This is a genomic window from Pseudarthrobacter defluvii, from assembly GCF_030323865.1.
In the GTDB taxonomy this organism is placed as follows: domain Bacteria; phylum Actinomycetota; class Actinomycetes; order Actinomycetales; family Micrococcaceae; genus Arthrobacter; species Arthrobacter sedimenti.
The window spans coordinates 2,293,896-2,313,403 of record NZ_CP066362.1 but is presented as its reverse complement, the minus strand read 5'-3'; the positions used below and the strand labels follow the sequence as shown (position 1 = coordinate 2,313,403).

The 19,508-nt window shown below is 66.9% G+C and carries 18 protein-coding genes; 14 read left to right on the top strand and 4 right to left on the bottom strand.

Going from position 1 to position 19,508, the window contains the following annotated elements; all coding sequences use genetic code 11:
• Window positions 1-164 precede the first annotated feature (164 nt).
• Genes JCQ34_RS10680 through JCQ34_RS10665 form a run of 4 tightly spaced genes read left to right on the top strand, consistent with a single transcriptional unit; the run spans window position 165 to window position 4,433 of the window.
• Window positions 165-1,364 (top strand): ROK family transcriptional regulator, encoded by a 1,200-nt coding sequence (locus JCQ34_RS10680; protein WP_286397474.1) that lies wholly within the window; start codon window positions 165-167, stop codon window positions 1,362-1,364.
• Window positions 1,365-1,369: 5 nt separating this feature from the next.
• Complete coding sequence (locus JCQ34_RS10675; protein WP_286397472.1) at window positions 1,370-2,722, top strand: extracellular solute-binding protein; 1,353 nt, start codon at window positions 1,370-1,372, stop codon at window positions 2,720-2,722.
• Between the two features lie 2 nt (window positions 2,723-2,724).
• Window positions 2,725-3,606, top strand: coding sequence for a carbohydrate ABC transporter permease (locus JCQ34_RS10670; protein WP_286397470.1), 882 nt, complete (start codon window positions 2,725-2,727; stop codon window positions 3,604-3,606).
• Window positions 3,603-4,433, top strand: a complete 831-nt coding sequence (locus JCQ34_RS10665) for a carbohydrate ABC transporter permease (protein WP_286397468.1) — start codon at window positions 3,603-3,605, stop codon at window positions 4,431-4,433. Before JCQ34_RS10670 ends, JCQ34_RS10665 begins: the two co-directional genes overlap by 4 nt.
• Here JCQ34_RS10665 and JCQ34_RS10660 read toward each other — a convergent pair.
• Window positions 4,430-4,627, bottom strand: a complete 198-nt coding sequence (locus JCQ34_RS10660) for a hypothetical protein (protein ID WP_142133647.1) — start codon at window positions 4,625-4,627, stop codon at window positions 4,430-4,432. The genes JCQ34_RS10665 and JCQ34_RS10660 overlap by 4 nt on opposite strands.
• Window positions 4,628-4,766: 139 nt before the next feature.
• Between JCQ34_RS10660 and JCQ34_RS10655 the strand changes: the two genes are divergently transcribed.
• The 7 genes from JCQ34_RS10655 to metE all read left to right on the top strand — a co-directional run bounded on the left by JCQ34_RS10655 (window position 4,767) and on the right by metE (window position 13,602).
• Complete coding sequence (locus JCQ34_RS10655) at window positions 4,767-5,774, top strand: AAA family ATPase (RefSeq protein ID WP_286397466.1); 1,008 nt, start codon at window positions 4,767-4,769, stop codon at window positions 5,772-5,774.
• A 6-nt stretch (window positions 5,775-5,780) separates the two neighbouring features.
• On the top strand, window positions 5,781-6,677 hold the full coding sequence (locus JCQ34_RS10650) for a DUF58 domain-containing protein (RefSeq protein ID WP_286397463.1): 897 nt from the start codon (window positions 5,781-5,783) through the stop codon (window positions 6,675-6,677).
• Window positions 6,667-7,146, top strand: a complete 480-nt coding sequence (locus JCQ34_RS10645; protein WP_286397462.1) for a hypothetical protein — start codon at window positions 6,667-6,669, stop codon at window positions 7,144-7,146. Before JCQ34_RS10650 ends, JCQ34_RS10645 begins: the two co-directional genes overlap by 11 nt.
• Complete coding sequence (locus tag JCQ34_RS10640) at window positions 7,146-9,101, top strand: vWA domain-containing protein (protein WP_286404426.1); 1,956 nt, start codon at window positions 7,146-7,148, stop codon at window positions 9,099-9,101. The genes JCQ34_RS10645 and JCQ34_RS10640 overlap by 1 nt, the downstream gene beginning before the upstream one ends.
• Entirely contained in the window at window positions 9,098-9,820 is a 723-nt protein-coding gene (locus JCQ34_RS10635) for a hypothetical protein (RefSeq protein WP_286397460.1), read from the top strand. The genes JCQ34_RS10640 and JCQ34_RS10635 overlap by 4 nt, the downstream gene beginning before the upstream one ends.
• A 330-nt stretch (window positions 9,821-10,150) precedes the next feature.
• A complete protein-coding gene (locus JCQ34_RS10630) occupies window positions 10,151-11,125 on the top strand; it encodes a methylenetetrahydrofolate reductase (protein ID WP_286397458.1) in 975 nt (324 codons plus the stop codon).
• Between the two features lie 137 nt (window positions 11,126-11,262).
• The gene (metE, locus tag JCQ34_RS10625) at window positions 11,263-13,602 is read left to right on the top strand and encodes a 5-methyltetrahydropteroyltriglutamate--homocysteine S-methyltransferase (protein WP_286397456.1); all 2,340 of its coding nucleotides are present in this window, start codon (window positions 11,263-11,265) and stop codon (window positions 13,600-13,602) included.
• 75 nt (window positions 13,603-13,677) lie between these two features.
• On the opposite strand, the gene JCQ34_RS10620 is transcribed toward metE, so the two are convergent.
• The 3 genes from JCQ34_RS10620 to JCQ34_RS10610 are packed head-to-tail and all read right to left on the bottom strand — an operon-like array spanning window position 13,678 to window position 15,910.
• Window positions 13,678-14,388: a hypothetical protein gene (locus JCQ34_RS10620; protein WP_286397454.1), complete on the bottom strand. Its 711-nt coding sequence runs from the start codon at window positions 14,386-14,388 to the stop codon at window positions 13,678-13,680.
• Window positions 14,389-14,440: 52 nt separating this feature from the next.
• On the bottom strand, window positions 14,441-14,947 hold the full coding sequence (locus JCQ34_RS10615; RefSeq protein WP_286397452.1) for a DUF2004 domain-containing protein: 507 nt from the start codon (window positions 14,945-14,947) through the stop codon (window positions 14,441-14,443).
• Window positions 14,948-14,992: 45 nt separating this feature from the next.
• Window positions 14,993-15,910, bottom strand: coding sequence for a LysR family transcriptional regulator (locus JCQ34_RS10610; RefSeq protein WP_286397450.1), 918 nt, complete (start codon window positions 15,908-15,910; stop codon window positions 14,993-14,995).
• A 96-nt stretch (window positions 15,911-16,006) separates the two neighbouring features.
• Between JCQ34_RS10610 and JCQ34_RS10605 the strand changes: the two genes are divergently transcribed.
• The 3 genes from JCQ34_RS10605 to JCQ34_RS10595 are packed head-to-tail and all read left to right on the top strand — an operon-like array spanning window position 16,007 to window position 19,493.
• The gene (locus JCQ34_RS10605; RefSeq protein WP_286397448.1) at window positions 16,007-17,395 is read left to right on the top strand and encodes an NAD(P)/FAD-dependent oxidoreductase; all 1,389 of its coding nucleotides are present in this window, start codon (window positions 16,007-16,009) and stop codon (window positions 17,393-17,395) included.
• Window positions 17,392-18,123, top strand: coding sequence for a DUF1365 domain-containing protein (locus tag JCQ34_RS10600; protein WP_286397447.1), 732 nt, complete (start codon window positions 17,392-17,394; stop codon window positions 18,121-18,123). The genes JCQ34_RS10605 and JCQ34_RS10600 overlap by 4 nt, the downstream gene beginning before the upstream one ends.
• The gene (locus JCQ34_RS10595; RefSeq protein ID WP_286397445.1) at window positions 18,120-19,493 is read left to right on the top strand and encodes a class I SAM-dependent methyltransferase; all 1,374 of its coding nucleotides are present in this window, start codon (window positions 18,120-18,122) and stop codon (window positions 19,491-19,493) included. The genes JCQ34_RS10600 and JCQ34_RS10595 overlap by 4 nt, the downstream gene beginning before the upstream one ends.
• The last annotated feature ends 15 nt before the right edge of the window (window positions 19,494-19,508 follow it).

Here is a 19,508-nt window from a genome sequence, read left to right as displayed (position 1 = left end):
GGAGAAAGACATCCGCGCCGCGCCGCCGTCCGCACATGTGGGCGGGGGCGCGGCCTTAACGTACGATTCAAAGCATCACTATCACCGGTAGCCGAGGACGTTTAGGGGAAACAGTGTCTGAGATCCGCCAATCATCTCCGAGACGCGGAACCAACTTGCCAAGGATGGGTGACTTCAACCTCACCGTCATCCTCGACGCAATCCGCAGGACGTCCGGTGGCCTCAGCCGGGTCGAGCTGGCCCAGATCGTGGGCCTTTCCCCGCAGACCATCTCCAATATTTCCCGCCGCCTGCTGGACCAGAACCTGATCGTCGAGGCAGGCAAGGAGGGCAGCGGTCCGGGCAAGCCGCGGACCATCCTCCGCCTCAATCCCGGCGGCATGTACGCCCTGGGGGTCCACCTGGACCCCGCCGTCACCACGTTCGTGGTCCTGGACCTGGTGGGAGCCGTGGTGCGGCACTCCCGGATCAAGACGCCCGGCGGCAATGATCCGTCCGCCGTCATCGCCACCATTGCCGCGGAGATCGCCCAGCTTGTGGAGGATTCGGGCGTGGACCGCAGCCGTATCGCAGGACTGGGAGTGGCTGCACCCGGCCCCATCGACCTGGATAACGGCACCGTAGTGGACCCGCCGCTGCTGCCGGGCTGGGACAGGGTGGAACTGCGCGACGCGCTGGCCAGGGCCACCGGCTACTCGGTGCTCGTGGACAAGGACGTCACCAGCGCCGCCGTGGCCGAAACATGGGCAGGCGGCCCCAGCGGCGCCGGCAGCTTCATCTTCATGTACATGGGCACGGGTATCGGCTGCGGCATCGTGCTCAACGACGAAGTAGTCCGGGGCACCTCCGGCAACGCCGGAGAAATCGGCCACATCGTAGTGGACCCGGACGGGCCGCTCTGCGACTGCGGCCAGCGCGGCTGCGTCAAATCCTCCGCCATCCCGCAGGTCCTGGTGGCAGAGGCGGAAGCAGCCGGAATCCTGCAGGGCCCCGCGGCCGGGAGCGCCGCCGAAATCCAGCAAAGCTTCTCTGAACTTTGCGCACATGCGTACGCAGGAGATGAACGGGCCTCCGCCATCCTGGACAAGTCAGCCACCCTGGTTGCCAGAGCCGCTTCGGTGGTCACCAACACCCTTGACGTGGAACGCGTGGTCTTTGGCGGCCCGTTCTGGACCTGCCTGGCGCAGCGATACCTGGAACTGATCCCGCCGCTCCTGGATGCCAACAGCGATGTCCGTCTGATCCACCCCATCGAGGTAGTAGGCACAGGCGTGGGGGAGGACGTTGGGGCCATCGGGGCCGCCTCCCTGGTCCTGGAACATACCCTCGCGCCCCGTGCCCAGCGGCTCCTGCTGGAAAGCTGACCGGCATGTTTCGCCGGGCATCCAAGACAGCATCCCTGCTGGCCGCCGCGGTCCTGGTCCTCGCCGCCTGTACACCCGCAGATCCGGCCGGCGGCGATAAGACCATCAAGGTGGCCTACCAGAAGACGGACTCCTTCACCGCCCTGGACACCATGCTGCAGGAGGCGAAAAAGGAGTTTGAAGCCGCCAACCAGGGCGTCAGGGTTGAACTGCAGCCCATCCAGGCCAACGACGATGACTACGGCACCAAGCTGGCCCTGGCCCTGCGGGCTCCCTCGACTGCCCCTGACGTCTTCTACGAAGACACCTTCAAGGTCCGCTCCGACGTGGACGCCGGGTACCTTCTGAACCTGGACAGCCGCCTGGCAGGCTGGGGGGACTGGGCCACGTTCGACAACGCCGCGAAGGAAGCGGGCAAAGCGGACGACGGCGGCACGTACGCAGTGCCGTTGGGCACCGACACCCGGGCCATCTGGTACAACAAGAAGGTTTTTGAGGCAGCCGGCGTTGGACTGCCCTGGCAGCCGTCCAGCTGGCAGGACATCCTGGACACCGCCCGGAAGATCAAGGCCGCCAACCCGGATGTGATCCCCTTCAACATGTACGCCGGGAAGGGTACCGGTGAAGGAACCGTAATGCAGGGGTTCTACGAACTCCTGTACGGCACCGGATCAAGCCTCTACGACCAGGACGCCAAAAAATGGGTCGTCGGCTCGGCGGGCTTCAAGGACTCGCTCACCTTCCTCGGCACGCTCTATGGGGAGCATTTGGCCGTTCCCCCGGCCGAAGCGCTGGACCCGAACGTCTGGAAGAAGGTGTTCGGTGAATGGTTCCCCAAGGCAAAACTGGGGGCAACCGTGGAAGGCTCCTACGCGCCGTCGTTCTGGCAGGACGGCGGCAGCTACGCGTGGCCAGGTTACGCACAGGAGATGGGCGTCGCCGCTTTCCCCACCCAGAACGGAGCGGCACCCGGCAAGGTCAGCATGTCCGGCGGCTGGACACTGGCCGTCGGCGCCGAAACCAAGCAGCCGGACCTGGCCTTTAATTTCCTCACCACCGCCCTCAGCGCAAAGAATTCGCTGGCATTCACGGTGGCCAGTTCGCAGATCGCGGTCCGCACCGACGTAGCCGCCGATCCCGGCTACCAGTCCGCCAACCCGTTCGTGAAGGATGTCTCCAGCCTGGTGTCCGTCACCCGGTTCCGGCCTGCCACCTCCGACTACCCGCGGATTTCGGCTGCCGTCCAGGAAGCCACCGAGGCCGTCATCACCGGCAACCGGACCCCTGAGCAGGCGGCGGCCGACTATGACACGGCCGTGGCCGGCATTGTGGGTGGCGACAAAACCATCCGGAAGTAGCAATGGCCGCCAACCACCGCGGCCGGCAGGTGCTCCGCTTCCTGCCGGTGCTGCCCGCCGTCGTGCTGCTGGCTGTGTTCCTGGCCGGCCCCGTGCTGTGGGCTCTCCATGCCTCGCTCACCAACGCCGGACTCACCGGCCGGCACGCCAGGAACCCCGAGTGGGTGGGACTGGAGAACTACCAGCGGCTGCTGCAGGACCCTGCCTTCCCGCTCTCGGTGGTGCTGACCGTGCTGTTCGTGGCAGGTTCGGCCGTCGTAGGCCAGAACGTGCTGGGGTTGGCCCTGGCGGTCCTCATGCGGCGCGCACGCCCCGCGATTTCGGCAACCGTTGGCACCACCGTCGTGGCGGCCTGGGTCCTGCCGGAAATCGTGGCGGCCTTCGCGGCCTATGCCTTCTTCAGCCGGGACGGCACGTTCAACCAGTTGCTTGGCGCGTTTGGGCTAGCCGAAGCCGACTGGCTTTTCGCCGTCCCCATGGTGGCTGTGATCCTGGCGAACACCTGGCGCGGGACAGCCTTTTCGATGCTGGTGTACCGGGCCGCGCTGAACGGCGTCCCGGCCGAGCTGACCGAGGCTGCACAGATGGACGGTGCCGGTGGCTGGCAGCGGCTGGCATTCATTACCCTGCCGGTGATCCGGGGCAGCATCGCCACCAACCTGATGCTGGTCACGCTGCAGACGCTGGCGGTCTTCACCCTGATCTGGGTCATGACGGCCGGTGGTCCCGCCAACGGCAGCACCACCCTGCCTGTCCTTGCCTACCAGGAGGCCTTCAAGTTTGGCGACATCGGTTATGGCACGGCCGTCGCTGTGGTCCTCATCCTGATCGGCGCCGTGTTCGGGCTGGCCTACCTGCGCCTGCTCAGGGAGCAGAAACCGTGACAGACCGGCACGGACGTACCCGCAGTGCGTGGGCGGACGTGGTCCTGTTGCTGATCGGCGCCTGCTTCCTGCTCCCGCTGTTATGGCTGGTCCTCGGATCCCTGGATCCGGCCGCCGGACACTCCACCAAGGTTCCGCAGCAGCCCGGACTGGAAAACTTCGCCGCCGTCTTCACCCCGGAGCTGCTGTTCCGGCCACTGTGGAACAGTTTGCTGCTGTCGGCCGGAACCGGCCTCGTGACGCTCGTGGCAGCCGTGCTGGCCGCGTATCCGCTGTCCCGCTACCGGTCCCGGTTCAACACGCCGTTCATGTCCGGCATCCTGTTCGGCACCTGCCTTCCCGTCACGGCCATCATGGTGCCGGTCTACGGATTGTTCGTCCAGCTTCGGCTGCTGGACTCCATGCCGGCCACGGTGCTGTTCCTGGCCGCCACCAGCCTTCCCATGGCCATCTGGATGACCAGGAACTTCATGGACGCCGTGCCGGTGGCACTGGAGGAGGCGGCGTGGGTTGATGGCGCGTCGAGGCTGTCCGGGCTGCGGTCCATCGTGCTTCCGCTCATGGGACCGGGCCTGGGCGTGGTGTTCATCTTCGTCTTCATTCAGGCCTGGGGAAACTTCTTTGTCCCGTTCGTGCTCCTGCTGTCCGAGGCCAGCCAGCCCGCAGCAGTATCGATCTTCAGCTTCTTCGGCCAGCACGGCGCAGTGGCCTACGGCCAGCTGGCCGCATTCTCGATTCTCTATTCCGTTCCAGTCCTGGCCCTCTACGCGATCGTGGCACGCGGGTCCGGCAACGCACTGGCCCTTGCCGGAGCCGTCAGGGGCTAGTCTATGTCCTCGAGCACCACGCCGAAGGGCAGGGTATCGTCGAGGTGCGCCTGGTGCCCCGTGGGATTGTTCACCACCCGAACCCCGTGCAGCTTTTCCGCCGCGGACTGCATCAGGACCGGCCGGACCGTGTCCACGAAGTGCTGGCTCTTGTCGGCAAGGTATTCCTTGTAACTGGCTGGAAGCTCAATCATGGCAAAAGGATAGACCTGCAGACCCCATTAGGGGAGTGGTCCCCATTGCCGGACTTCGCGGCCCCGGCTTGGATAGGATGGCGGGCGGGACAAGGCCGGCCCGGCCCGTGCGCCCAACACCGTCATCAGGGGGAATCCAGTGCTTTCGACCAGCGTGCCCGAAAGAATCCAGCCCGCGGAGCTGGCCAGGGCGCAGCAGGTGGCGGCCAACATTTCCCGGAGTTTCGATGCAAAAGTTGTGGGACAGTCCCGGCTGCGGGAGTCGCTGCTGGTGGGACTGCTGACCGGCGGCCACATCCTCCTGGAAAGCGTCCCGGGACTGGCCAAGACCACGGCCGCACAAACCCTCGCCGAAGCCGTGAGTGCCGAATTCCGCAGGATCCAATGCACCCCTGACCTGCTGCCCAGCGACATCGTGGGGACCCAGATCTACGATGCCGCCAAGGGGGATTTCCGCACCCAACTCGGCCCGGTGCACGCCAATATCGTGCTGCTGGATGAGATCAACCGTTCCAGCGCCAAGACCCAGAGCGCCATGCTTGAGGCCATGCAGGAACGCCAGACGTCCATTGGCGGGCAGGACCACCCCCTGCCCTCGCCGTTCTTGGTCCTGGCAACCCAAAACCCCATCGAGCAGGAGGGAACCTACCAGCTGCCCGAGGCGCAGATGGACCGGTTCATGCTCAAGGACGTGCTGGACTATCCCACCCCCGCTGAAGAAGCGGAGATCATCCGCAGGATCGACGCCGGCGTCTACACCCGCGAACAAAAGCCCGCGGCCGCAGCCTCCCTGGATGCCATCACCGAAATCCAGGCACTGGTGGGGCGGGTCTACCTCGATCCGTCAATCCTCAACTACATCGTGGGCCTCGTATACGTGACGCGGAACGCCTCCCAGTACATCGATGCCCGCCTGGCCGGCTTCATCGAATTCGGCGCCAGCCCCCGGGCCAGCATCGCCTTCAGCCAGGCAGCGCGTGCGGTGGCATTGCTGCACGGCCGCGACCATGTGATCCCGGAGGACGTCAGGTCGCTGGCGCACCGGGTACTGAGGCACCGGTTGATCCTGAACTTCGACGCGGTGGCCGAGCAGGTCCCGGTCGAATCGGTGATTGACGCCGTCGTGGCCGCCGTCCAGACTCCCTGACCCCGGATGGCCAGCCTCCTCCAGCGGGTGAAGTCGAAGATGGCCATCTTCGCGCACCGCAAAGCGCGTGGAATGCTCGACGGCGAGTACGGTTCCGTGTTCAGGGGCCGCAGCCTGGACTTTGACGACCTGCGCGCCTACGTGCCGGGTGACGAAGTGCGCGACATCGACTGGAAGGCCACGGCCCGGCACGGTTCACCCTTGATCCGGCGCTACGTGGCCGTCCGCCGGCAGACCGTCCTCCTGGTCACCGACACTGGACGGAACATGGCGGCGGAGGCGCACTCCGGGGAAGTGAAAAAGGACATCGCCGTGCTCGCGCTGGGGGTTATGGGCTACCTGGCCCATCGGCACGGGGACGTGGTGGGCCTGGTGTGCGGGGACTCCACCGCAACCCTCTCCCTGCCGGCAAAGAGTGGCGAAGCCCACCTGGAACGGCTCCTCAGGCACGTGGATTCCCACACGCGCCTTGAAGGGCAACCCAGCAGAATTCAGGACCAGCTGGGCTACGTGGCACGCAACGTTAAGGGCCGCCACCTGCTCTTTGTCGTCGCGGACGAACTGGCGGCGGACTCTGCCACCGCCCAGCTCCTGCTCCGGCTCCGTGCCCAGCACGAAGTCCTGTGGCTGACAGTGCGGGACGCGGACCTCGCCCCATCCCCAAACGGCACGTATCCCAACGCCCCCGCGGCCTACAGCGTGGCCGATGAGTCCCTCCTGCCCTGGCCGCCCGGGGTGTCCGCCACCGTGGAGACGGCCTACACGAAAGCGACTACGGAGCGTGATACGGGCCGGAAGGCCATGCTGCGCGCGGCCGGGATCACCGAAGGGGACGTAGCGGGCAGTGGGGATGTCATCACCGGCCTGTTCGCGCTTCTGGAGAGGCACCGGCGTGCAGGCTGATCCCGGGTTCTTCGCGCCGCTGCAGTACAGTCCCGCTTGGGCGTGGTGCGGGGCAGCACTGCTGGCCCTGGTGGCAGGGTGGTACGTCTTCGTGCTGGCCACCACCCGTCCGGCCGGGCGCATGGAGCCGTCCGGCAGCGCCCAGGGACGGTCTGCGCTGACCGACCTGCCTGCGCTCAAGGCGGCATACCTGCAGCGCATCCACGATGTGGAGCAGGCCGCGGCGGCGGGCAGGGTGGACGCGCGGCCGGCCCACCAGGAGATCAGCCTCCTGCTGCGCGGGTTTGTCCGGGACGCCACGGGGGTGGATGCCACCAGGATGACGCACCAGGACCTCGCCCGGCACCCTCTTCCGGCCGCTGCCGACGCGGTCAAGGCCCTCTACCCGGCTGAATTCGGTCCCGGCCCGCTGCCTTCCGTGGCGGCGTCTGCGGCAAGTGCCTCGGCGGCGGTGCGCGCGTGGAGCTGATGTTCTGGTGGCTGCTGCCGGCCGCGGCTGCCGCGGCGGGTGTGGCGGTATGGGTTGCGCTGCGCCGTAACGGGGGGAGCAACGGGCGACGACGGCCCGTGGCCCACGCGGACAGGCTCACCGCGCTGCCGGAATACCAGGCAGCCCTCCGGCGGTACCGGCGGTGGCTGGTCCTGGCCGCGACAGCGCTGGTCCTGTTGTTGGTGTCCACAGCAGCAGCTGCGGCACGTCCCGTGGCGATGGATACCGTCAGGCCGGAGCAGCACAACCGCGATATCATGCTCTGCCTTGATGCCTCGGGCTCCATGAGCAGCGCCGACGCCGCAGTAGTGGACGTCTTCGCCAAACTGGCACGGGAGTTCGACGGCGAACGGATCGGCCTGACCATCTTCGACAGCAGCGCCATCCAGGTCTTTCCGTTGACGGACGACTACGCCTATGCGCAGGAACAACTCCAGGGTGCCAGGGACGCCTTTGACGGCAAACCCGGAAGCTCCGGATTCCTTGATGGCACGTGGAGCGGCCGGGGTTCGTCCCTGATCGGCGACGGCCTGGCGTCCTGCCTCAACAGTTTCCCGGGCGCCGGCAAGTCCCAGGAGACCACCGGCGGAGGCACCAACTCCCAGCGCTCGCGGTCGGTGGTGCTCGCGACAGACAACTTCCTGTCCGGCAAGCCCATCATGACGCTGGACCAGGCGGCCGGATTGGCCAGGGAGCGGTCCGTCCACGTCTATGCGCTGAACCCGGCGGACCTGGACTACGGCTCCGGTTCTGACCAGTCGGGCGCACAACTGCGTGTAGCCGCAGAGTCCACCGGCGGCGCCTACTTTGCCCTTGACAGCCCGGACGCCGTGGCCGGGATTGTCACAGGCATTGAGCAGACGGAGACAACGGCGGTCCAGGGGGCGCCCCGGGCTGTGTTCGCAGATGTACCTGGCCTGCCGCTAGCGGCTGCGCTGCTGTCTGCTCTTGCCCTTTGCGCCGTTCTTTGGCGGCTGCAGCGCGTCCGCCTCCGCAGCAGGACCTGGCTGCGGCGAGCAGCCATTGTCCTGCTGCTTCTTGCAGCGCTCCTGCGGCCGCACCTGCCGGGAGGCACCGTCCAAGCCGCCAGCGCCGACCTGAACGTGTTCTTCGTGGTGGACACCACCACCAGCATGGTGGCGGAGGACTACGGCAACGGTAGGCCGCGGCTGGAGGGCGTCCGGAAGGACATCATGGCCATCGCTGAACAGTTGCCCGGCGCCCGGTTCTCCGTCATCACGTTCGACACCACCGCGCACGTCCGCATGCCGCTGAGCACCGACACCCTTGCCCTGGAGACCATCACGGACGTCCTGGAACCGCAGGTGACCGCTTACGCCAAGGGCAGCAGCATTACCGCAGCCAAGCAGGTGCTGGCCGGGCGCCTGGCAGCGGCCAGGGACAGCCACCCGGGCAGGCCCCGTCTGGTGTACTACCTGGGCGACGGCGAGCAGACCAGCGGCAAGGAGCCGGAGCCCATCAAGGTCGACGGCGGATTGGTGGCCGGGGGAGCGGTGCTGGGTTACGGCACGTCCGGAGGCGGCCGGATGAAGGAGAACACAGGGGCGGACGACGGCGGGACCGCAGGAGGGACGGCCGGCACCCGGGGTGGCGGCTACGTCCAGGACAACCGGCCCGGCAGTACCGGCGACGCGCTGTCCATGATTGACGAGGGACGGCTGCAGGCCATCGCCGGGCAGCTTGGGGTGCCATACGTCCATCGCGTTGCAGGCGCTCCTGTCGCTGACATGATGCAGCAGGCGCACCCCGGAAGGGTGGAACGCCCAGACGATGATGGTTCGCTGGCGGCAGGGACGGAGCTCTACTGGATCCTCGCTGCCGGGGCCTTCCTGCTGGCACTGCCGGAAGCCGTGGCACTCGTGCGGCAGTTTCGCGGACTCCCGCCGGCAGGCCGGAAGGAGGAAAGGCCGTGACCGCACAGTCGACACCGCATTCCTGCAGGCGCCGCCTGCTGGTGTGGTCCGCGCTTCCGGTGCTGCTGGTGCTGTGCTTCGCCGCCAAGCTGCTCAGCCTGGGCATCCTGGCTGACCGCGCCGCCGCCGGTTTTTCCGCCGGGGACGCTGCCGCCGTTGATGCCGCCGCCAGGGGCCTTGGTTTCGCCAACGTCGTGGAGCCGCACAAGGCGCCGTTCGCGGCGGGTGACGCATCCGTGGCGGAGGAGGACTATGCGACTGCCCGGACACAGTTCGAACAAGCCCTAAGCATGGTTCCCGCCGGCTCGGGGGACAGGTGCATCATCCGGGTCAATCTTGTGCTGGCGATCGAACGCCTGGGTGACCAGCGGCAGCAGGCCGGGGACCCGGCGTCGGCCGTTCTGTTGTTCCAGGAAGCGCTGGCAACGGCCGGGCAGGCGCCGGAAGCATGCGGGGCCGGGAATCCCGACACCGGCGGCCGGTTCGCTGATGCCAAGGAGAGGCTGGAGAGCAAACTCGGTGCCGCCGGTCAGGCTGCGGCCGGGACGCCGGCACCCGGGGAGGACCCGCCGCCGAACACGTCTGCAGATCCCCGGCAGGGCCAGCTCGACCAGCTCCAGGACAGCGCACGGCAGGCGGAACGGGAGCGGAACAGCGGGCGCGAACGGGAAGAGTACCTGGATACCGGCGACGGGACAGCTGCGGAGCGCCCGTGGTGAAGGCCCATGCCGGCGAAGAAAATTCTGTTGCCTTGGAAAACGACCTGTAAAACAGTGTCTTAATTCGGCGCCGACTTGTCCCGCGCCCGTCACTGCCCATAGAGTCGAGGACAAGTTACCGCGGTAACGTGTCAGCGATCCTCCGTCTGGAGGGTGTGGGTGCCCCCATGTGGGCCTGACATTTGCTCACGGACTACTTCATGCAAGGCGTAACAGTCGCGGCTGCGTCGCTGGTGGAGTCCCTCCGTGTTCCCCAAACTCAACTCATTGCCGGTTCCCTGGCCGTTCTGTCGGAGGGAAGCAGGCAATGGCCCAAAGCCAAGGACGCAAATGTCACCACCAAGCCTGATTGACGCACACCCGAACCTCTCCGAAGCCGCTCCCGTGGCGCTTTCCTATGAGCTGTTCCCGCCCCGTTCGCCTGCAGCAGCGGAAACGCTCTGGACCACCATTCGCGAACTGGAAACCACTGAGCCGGACTATGTCTCCGTAACCTATGGCGCCAGCGGCTCCAACCGGGACACCGCCGTCGAACTCATCAACCGGCTCCTGCTGGAGACCACGCTGCGGCCGCTGGCCCACCTGACCTGCGTGGGCAACAGCCCGCAGGAACTCGCCACCATCGTGGGCGAACTGCTGGACACCGGCGTACGCGGCATCCTTGCCCTGCGCGGAGACCTTCCCAAGGAAGCCAGCGCGCCCGCTGCCGGATCCCTCCGGTACGCCCAGGACCTGATCGAACTCATCCGCCGCGTGGAGCAGCGCCGTTCGGCCCTGCTTTGTGCCGGCAAGATCGCAGTCGGGGTGGCAGCGTATCCCGCCCGGCACCCGGAATCGCCCACGGAGGAGCACGATGTGGAGGTGCTGCTGGCCAAGCAGCGTTCCGGTGCCGACTTCGCCATTACGCAGGTGTTTTTCGAAACCAGGCACTACGCTGACCTGCTCACCAGGGCGCGGCGCGCCGGCGTGACCATCCCCATCATCCCCGGAGTCATGCCGCTCACCAGCCTCCGCCGGCTCAACCGCCTGGGACAGCTCACCGGCGTGGAGCCCGCGCCGGAACTGATGGCCAAGCTGGCCGCCGCCGATTCCGACCTGGAGCGGCTCCATATCGGAGTCGATGCCACGGTGGACCTGGCCAACGCTGCCCTGGACGCCGGTGCCCCCGGCATCCACATTTACACCTTCAACGAGCACCAAAGCGCGCTGGAAGTGCTGGACAAGCTCGCCCTTCCGCGCCGCAGCCGTCCCGGCAGCCAGCACAGCCGGCGGGAATCAATCGCCCGCAGCCTCCTCGCCAGCTGACCAGCCTGGAGTCCTTCCAGGCTGCCGGCTGACCGGCCGCACCACTAAGCATCGCCATCACTACGCGCACCGTTCCGTGCTGCGTTCCTTCGCGCTGCGCTGATCCGCGCGCGCCCTTCCCACTTCCAGGAGTACCCATGACTGAACAGAACACCGCCCGCATCCCGTTCCCGTCCGCTTCGCTTCTCGGCTACCCCCGCATAGGCCGCCGGCGCGAACTCAAGAAGGCCGTGGAGGCCTACTGGGCCGGCAGGATCGACGCCGCCGCCCTGGACGCCGCCGCCAAGGTCATCCAGCTGGCCACCGCCCGCCGCCTTCAGGAACTCGGCCTCACCGAAGCCGCCGCCGTGCCGGGCACCTTCTCCTACTACGACCAGGTCCTCGACACCACCGCCCACCTGGGTGCCGTGCCTGCCCGCTTCGGCAAGTTGCTCAACGCCGATGGGCAGCTGGACATTGACGGTTACTTCACGCTGGCCCGCGGCAACAAGGAACAGCAGCCGCTGGAAATGACCAAGTGGTTCGACACCAACTACCACTACCTGGTCCCGGAGATCGGCCCCGAAACCGAGTTCACCCTGGCGTCCACCGCCAAGGTTGACGAGTTCGCCTTCGCACTGTCCAACGGGATCGAAACCCGCCCCTACATCGTCGGCCCGGTCACCTACCTGCTCCTTTCCAAGGCCTCCGACGACGCACCGGCCGGCTTCGCGCCGCTGTCCCGCCTCGAGGACATCCTGCCCGTCTACGTCCAGCTGCTGGAGAAGCTGGCCGCCGCCGGCGCAGGCTGGGTGCAGCTCGACGAACCCGCACTGGTGGTTGACCAGGACACGCCGGCTGCAGAGGTCGAAGCAGCCGTTGCACGGGCATATGAGGTTCTGACCGCTGCGGCCAACCGTCCGCAGCTCCTGGTTTCCACCCCGTACGGCTCGCTCGAAGGCCAGCTGGGCACCCTCGCCGCCACCGACATCGATGCCCTCCACATCGATGTCTTCAAGGGCACCCTTCCCTCCGCCGCCGCGCTGGCGGGCCTGGGCAACAAAACCCTGGTGGCCGGCGTCGTGGACGGCCACAACATCTGGCGCAACGACCTTGCCGCCTCCGCCGCCAGGCTCGACCAGCTGAAGGCCGCCGCCGGCAGGCTCGCCGTCTCCACCTCCACCTCCACCCAGCACGTCCCTTATGACGTTGCCGAGGAAACCCAGCTGTCAGAGCAGCTCCGCAGCTGGCTGGCCTTCTCGGACCAGAAGGCCGTGGAGGTCAAAACCCTGGCGTCATACCTCGCGGACCCCGCCTCGGCCAGGGCTGCCATTCAGGAAGCCACGGCCGTGATTGCTTCCCGCGCCGCGGCGGAAGGTGTCCGCCGCGCCGACGTCAGGGCCCGCACCGGAGCGCTTACCGCCGCAGACTTCACCCGCTCCGACTACACCGTGCGCGAGGCCGCCCAGGAAGAGGCACTGCACCTGCCGCCGCTGCCCACCACGACCATCGGCTCCTTCCCGCAGACCTCGGAGATCCGCTCCGCCCGCGCCCGCAACACCAAGGGCGAGTTGAGTGATGGGCATTACGAGCAGCTCATGAAGGATGAAATCAAGCGCGTGGTGGACCTGCAGGAAGAGCTGGGCTACGACGTCCTGGTGCACGGCGAACCCGAGCGCAACGACATGGTGCAGTACTTCGCCGAGAACCTCGAAGGCTTCGACGTCACCGTCCACGGCTGGGTCCAGTCCTACGGCTCCCGCTGCACCCGCCCGTCGATCCTGTGGGGTGACGTCACCCGCAGCGCCCCCATCACCGTCAAGTGGGCGGAGTACGCGCAGTCGCTGACCGGCAAGCCGATGAAGGGCATGCTCACCGGTCCGGTCACCATCCTGGCCTGGTCCTTTGTCCGCGACGACCAGCCGCTGGCTGAAACCGCCAACCAGGTTGGCCTGGCGCTGCGCGATGAGATCGCCGATCTCGAAGCGGCAGGCATCAAGATCATCCAGGTGGACGAGCCCGCCCTGCGCGAACTGCTCCCGCTGCGCAAGGCAGACCAGGCTGACTACCTTAAATGGTCGGTGGACTCCTTCCGTCTGGCCACGGCCGGCGCCGCCGACTCCACCCAGATCCACACCCACCTCTGCTACTCGGAGTTCGGCGTGATCATCGACGCGATCGACGGCCTGGACGCCGACGTTACCTCTATCGAAGCCGCCCGCTCCCGCATGGAGGTTGTCCACGACCTCGAATCCCACGGCTTCGGCCGCGGGGTTGGTCCGGGTGTCTATGACATCCACTCGCCCCGCATTCCCGGCGAGGCCGAGGTCACCGAGCTGCTGTCCACCGCCGTCAGGCACGTCCCGTCCCGCCAGCTCTGGGTCAACCCGGACTGCGGCCTGAAGACCCGCGGCTACGCCGAGACCGAGGAGTCGCTGCGGAACCTGGTCAAGGCCACCCAAACGGTCCGCACGGAACTGCTGCAAGCGGCGAAGTAGCGGATTGGGGTAAGCAGGCTCAAGGTCCGGCTCTCCAGCGCGCCGGACCTTGAGGAGCGGACGACGGCGGTTTGGTCACCTGAGGTGACCGGCCGCCGTCGTCTGCTTCATCCGCCAGGCGCTGACTGCCAGCCAAACGCTGGCCGCGACGATTGCCACGATGCCGACCAAGGTAGGCGCCGAGTTGGCGTCGGAAAACCCGGATTCTCCGATGATCCACCCCTGGGCCAGGTAAGCCAGTCCGGACAGCGCCATGAGTAGTCCGATGATCTGGGGGACACGATGTGTGGCAGCCACAGCAATCCCAAGGAGCCCCAGTGCAGCTCCGAGCAGGAAGCTTTGGTAGCTGCGCATGCCCCATTCCAGCCAGCGGATGCCCTCTGCCGTAGCGAACCGGGCTGCTTTTTCGGGCTCCGGGGCAGCGGCCCAGGCGTCCACCGCCTGCTTCAAAGCCACGCCGTCCACCGCCTGGAGTGCCGCATAAAGTGCCAGGCCGGCAGCGGCGGCAAGGGCACCAAACCGGGCAACCCAGGCCACAGCGTGCTGACTCGCCTCAAGGGCTGCCCACAGGGAGACAAGGGCTGCGCATACCAATGCCATCCCCACGAACTGACCGAGGTGTACGGCGGTCCAGATGCCGCTGTTGGCGTACGCAGTGAACGAGGCAACGTGATCGTTGGCGTCATGGGACCCCGCATGGAGCACACCGGCGATTATCGAGGCCAGCACGCCGGCCAGGAGCAACGAAGCAGCGAGCCGAAACGTGCCGGCCCTGGGTTCTTGCATAACTCCCATGGTGGAACCACCGGCGCGGCGGCGCCAGGGCCAAACGCCCCGTTCAGGACTCCCAGACTATCTCGTCGTCCACAACGCCGTCCTGGTCGGCGCACGCCACCAGGACCTCATCGGTGAAGTGCTGGCCCAAAGTGAAGTCCAGGACGAAATAGCGCTCGGGCTGGCCGGGGTAGATGGCCACGTGGCCCAGTTTCAGGGCCTTGAGGAAGACCTCGTTGGTGAGCTGGCTGCGGTCCTGGACACCGAACACCTTGTGCAGATGCTCGTCCTTGAGGGCGTTGCAGTGAAAGTGCAGGTACTCCTGGGGGCTGGTGCCCTCCTGCTCAAGCTCTTCCGCGATCATTGCGCGGACCTCGTCCACCAGTTCGGGGAGGAAGCGCAGCCGGTATTCGACTTTGCGAAGCGCGGCCTCGTCAAAGTGGTCGTGCGCCTTGATGTTCAGGTCGAGTTCCAGCGGGTGGCCCCGCAGCTCGTGCTGGGCCGCGAAGAGGTGATCCATGCCGTGGTTGAGCTCGATCTCCCCAAAGTGCTGGCTCGCTACCTTGTTCATAGTCTCAACATAGACCCGAAGCGCAGACCATTCCAGCGTTCGGCCCTAATTCACCGCGGTGCGCATCCCGGCAAGGGTTTCCGCCAGGAGGTCCACGAAAAGCTGCACCCGCGCGGTCTTCCGGTCGTTGATCAGCAGCGCAAATACGTTTCGTGCCAGCCGGATTTCGGGCACGTCCAGCACCACGACGCCTGCCGGTTTGTTCCGCAGCGCCAACTCCGGAACCAGGGCCGCGCCCAGTCCGGCGGCGGCCATTTCCAGGCTTGCGTGGAAGTCGTCGCTGTGTGCAACCACGCGGGGGTGCAGGTTGCAGCCGGCGAACAGCCGTTCGATCACCATGGCGTCGCTCGTGCCGGGGTGGTGCATGATCCATGGCATCTCTGAAAGGTGGTCCGCCGCCACCTTGGCATCGGCCCGGAAGCCCCAGCCCGCCGGCAGCACCACCCGGAAGTCGTCGTCGCCGATCCATTGCCGGTTGATGGTGTTGGGCCAGGCGAAGCCCGTCTGCCCCACCTGGAACACCACCGCCAGGTCCAGGTCCCCGCCGGTGCGCAGGCCCTGGATGGTCTGGCCAGGCTCCGCGACGGATACCCGCAGGTCAATGCCGAGTTTCTTCCAGGCCGGGTTCTTCAGGATCCGGGGCAGGACGTAGGTGGCCAGGCTGGGGAAGATCCCCAGCCGCAGCTCCTGGCTTTCGCTGTCCTGCGTCCTTGACGCGGCGGCCATGAGGGCCTCGATGTCGGTGAGCACCTTGGCGGCATGCCGGGTCATGACGACGGCGGCTTCCGTAGGGACCACGGCGCGCGCCGTCCGCTGGAAGAGCGTTACGCCGGTTTCGCGCTCCAGCGCGGACATCTGCTGCGAGACGGCCGATGCCGTGTAGCCGAGCGTCGCGGCTGCCGCGGCGAACGAGCCCAGCCGCGTGACCTCCAGGAGGGTCTTCAGGTGCACGGGATTTACCACCAGCCCACAGTACTGCACCCATCCGCCGCCGCTACTGCGCCGAATTGCCGTCTGTATACCCGGCCCAGCGACAAATGTTCAGCAGAGGAGCATAAGTTGTCACTCAACCCAGCAGGAAGTGCAGGCAGGCGGCGCATCGCCGTCATCGGCAGCGGCGTGGCAGGACTGACGGCCGCCTATGTGCTGAACAGGCAGGACGACGTCACCCTGTTCGAAGCAGACTCACGGCTGGGAGGCCACGCCCACACCCATGACATGCCGCAGCCGGACGGAGGCATCATCGGGGTGGACACAGGGTTCATCGTGCATAACGAGCGCACCTATCCCACCCTGCTGCGGCTGTTCGCCGAACTCGGCGTCGAAACCCAGGACTCGGAGATGAGCATGTCCATCCGCTGCGACGGCTGCGGACTGGAATACGCCGGTGCCCGGGATGGTGCCCGGGGGATCATCGCCAAGCCCTCCAGCCTGCTGCGTGGCCGTTACCTGCTGATGCTGCTGGAGGTCACACGCTTTTACCGGAAGGCGAGGGAACTGCTCAGGACCGCGCCGCCGTCGGCCGTCAGCGACGAAGTGGACATCCCGGAACTGACGCTCGGCGCCTTCCTGGAGCGGGAGAAGTTCAGCCCGTACTTCATTTCCCACTTCATGACCCCTGTGGTCAGCGCCGTCTGGTCCTGCGACCCCACCACCGCCCTCGCCTATCCCGCACGGTACCTGTTCACCTTCCTTGGCCATCACGGGATGCTGGGCATCAAGGGCTCGCCGCAGTGGCGCACGGTCACCGGCGGCTCGGCCCGGTATGTGGAAAAACTCGCCGCAACACTCAGCGACGTCCGGCTTCACACGCCCGTCAGGGCCATCCGGCGGCTGCCCGACGGGGTGGAGCTCGCAACCGACAGCGGGCTGGAAGACTTTGACGCCGTCGTGATCGCCACCCATCCTGCCCAGGCGCTCGGGTTCCTGGCCGATGCCACCCCGGAGGAGAAGGAAGCGCTGGGCGGGATGCCCTACTCGGTGAACCACACCGTGTTCCACCAGGACCCCGCCGTCCTGCCGGCGGCAGACAATGCCAAGGCGTCCTGGAACTACCGCCTTCCGGGTTGCGACGCCCGGCCGGACAAGGTCCTGGTGAGCTACGACCTGACCCGGCTGCAGCGGCTCACGCCCGCGGACGGCCGCCCCTACCTGGTAAGCCTGGGCGAATCGGAGCTGATCGCCGGCGACGCCGTGCTGGAGCGGATGGTGTACGAGCACCCGCAGTACACTCCCGAGTCGGTGAAGGCCCAGCAGGCCATCACCGCCCTGAGCAACAGCCGGATCGCGTACGCCGGGGCCTACCTTGGCTGGGGCTTCCACGAGGACGGCGCCCTCTCCGGCGTGCGCGCCGCAGAGAAGCTTGGCCGCACCTGGCCGGTGGCGCTCGCCGACCCGGGCGACCCGGCCGGTGAAGGGGAGCGGGAACTGGCCGCGGAACCTGCATGACCATGGACGCCTCGATCTACCGCACCTCCATTTCCCACGTGCGGCGCATTCCCCTGAAGAACGCGTTCACGTACCGGAGCTACAGCTGGTTCGTGGACGTGGACGCGATTCCGCGGCTGCCGTTCCTGCTCCGGCCACTGGCCGTGTTCCGCGCCGGGGACCACCTGGGGGATCCGGATGCCAGCATCCGGTCCAACGTGGAGCGGTACCTGCGGACCCAGGGCATGGAGGCCGACGGCGGCCCCATCCATATGCTGGCCAGCGCCCGGGTGTTTGGGTATGTCTTCAATCCGCTCAGCCTGTTCTGGTGCTACCGCTCCAACGGGGACCTGCAATGCGTGGTGGCGGAGGTCCACAACACCTACGGGGAACGGCACTGCTACCTGCTGCGCACCGACACCGCCGGGCGGGCATCCGTGCCGAAGGCGTTCTACGTTTCACCCTTCAACGACGTCGACGGGCAGTACCGGATGAAGCTACCGGCACCGGGGGACCGGCTGGCGGTGTCCATCATCCTGGAGCGGGAGGGGCAGCGGCCCTTCGTGGCCACCATGGACGGACGCCGCAGGCCCGCCACGGTCCGGAACATCCTGGCTGCCGCCCTGACGGTGCCTGCCGCGCCGCTGCTGGTATCCGCCCTGATCCGGATTCAGGGCATTAAACTCTGGGCAAGACGCCTGCCCGTCGTTGCCAGACCACATCACCCTTCACAGGAGGCAGTTCAATGACAATGACTGACGACAACGGCACTGCAGCCCGTACCGATGCGGCGCCCCCCGCACACCCCGCCGGGTACAGCCCCGCAGCCTGGGGCGCCAACGGGGTGCCGGCGTCGCCCGCCACCATCGATCCCGACCGCTGGCCCGGTGTTGCCGCACCGCCGTCGGGCCTCAAGGCCGACGTCGCCGGCAAAGCTGCCGGCCTGCTCTTCAAGGGAGCGGTGAAGCGGCTGCCGCTGCGGGTGGAATACCCGGACGGCACGGTGCTGGGAACGGGCGGACAGAACGCTCCTGTGATGACCATGGTGCGGCCCGAGGCCTTTGAGAACCGTATCGGCGACAACGGCCTGATCGGCCTGGGCGAATCCTTCATGGCCGGCGACTGGGAGGCCTCCGACCTGGCCGCGGTGCTGGAAGTCTTCGCTGCTTCCGTGGACACGCTGATCCCCATGCCGCTGCAGAAGCTGCGCTCGCTGTACCTGCCACGGACGCCCCGCGAGGAACGCAACGCCGAACAGAACACCCGCAGCAACATTTCGCGGCACTATGACCTGTCCAACGAGCTGTTCTCCAACTTCCTGGACACCACCATGAGCTACTCGTCGGCGCTGTTCCCGGAAAAGGCCGGGCCGTTGTCCTCGGTGGCATGGGATTTCCTGGCGGAGGCCCAGCAGGCCAAGATCGACCGGCTGCTGGACAAAGCCGGCGTGGGCCAGGGGACCCGGCTGCTGGAAATCGGCACCGGCTGGGGCGAGCTTGCCCTGCGCGCCGCTGCCCGCGGCGCCACCGTCTACAGCGTCACCCTCTCCAGCGAGCAGAAGGCGCTGGCCGAGTCACGAATCGCGGAGGCCGGGTTCGCGGACCGGGTGACCGTGGCCCTGCAGGACTACCGGGCGGTGGAAGGCGAGTACGACGCCGTGGTGTCCGTGGAAATGATTGAGGCCGTGGGTTATGAATACTGGCCCATCTACTTCCAGACGATCGACCGCGTTCTTGCCCCCGGCGGAAAGGTGGCCATCCAGGCCATCACCATGCCGCATGGGCGGATGCTGGCCACCCGCAACGCGTACACGTGGGTGCACAAGTACATCTTCCCCGGCGGTTTCCTGCCGTCCGTCCGGGCCATTGAGGGAGTGACCCAGCAGCACACCACCCTGCGCGTCAGAGAGCGCATGGGGATGGGCGACCACTACGCCGCCACCCTGCGGCTGTGGGAGGAGCGGTTCCTGTCGCAGTCCCGGAAAGTGGGGGAGTTGGGCTTCGATGCCGTCTTCCAGCGGATGTGGCTGTTCTACCTCTGCTACTCGCGCGCCGGTTTCCAGTCGGGGTACCTGGACGTGCAGCAGATTGTGCTGGACCGCCGGGAGGCGCAGCTCTAGGTTTGCGTGTTAAGG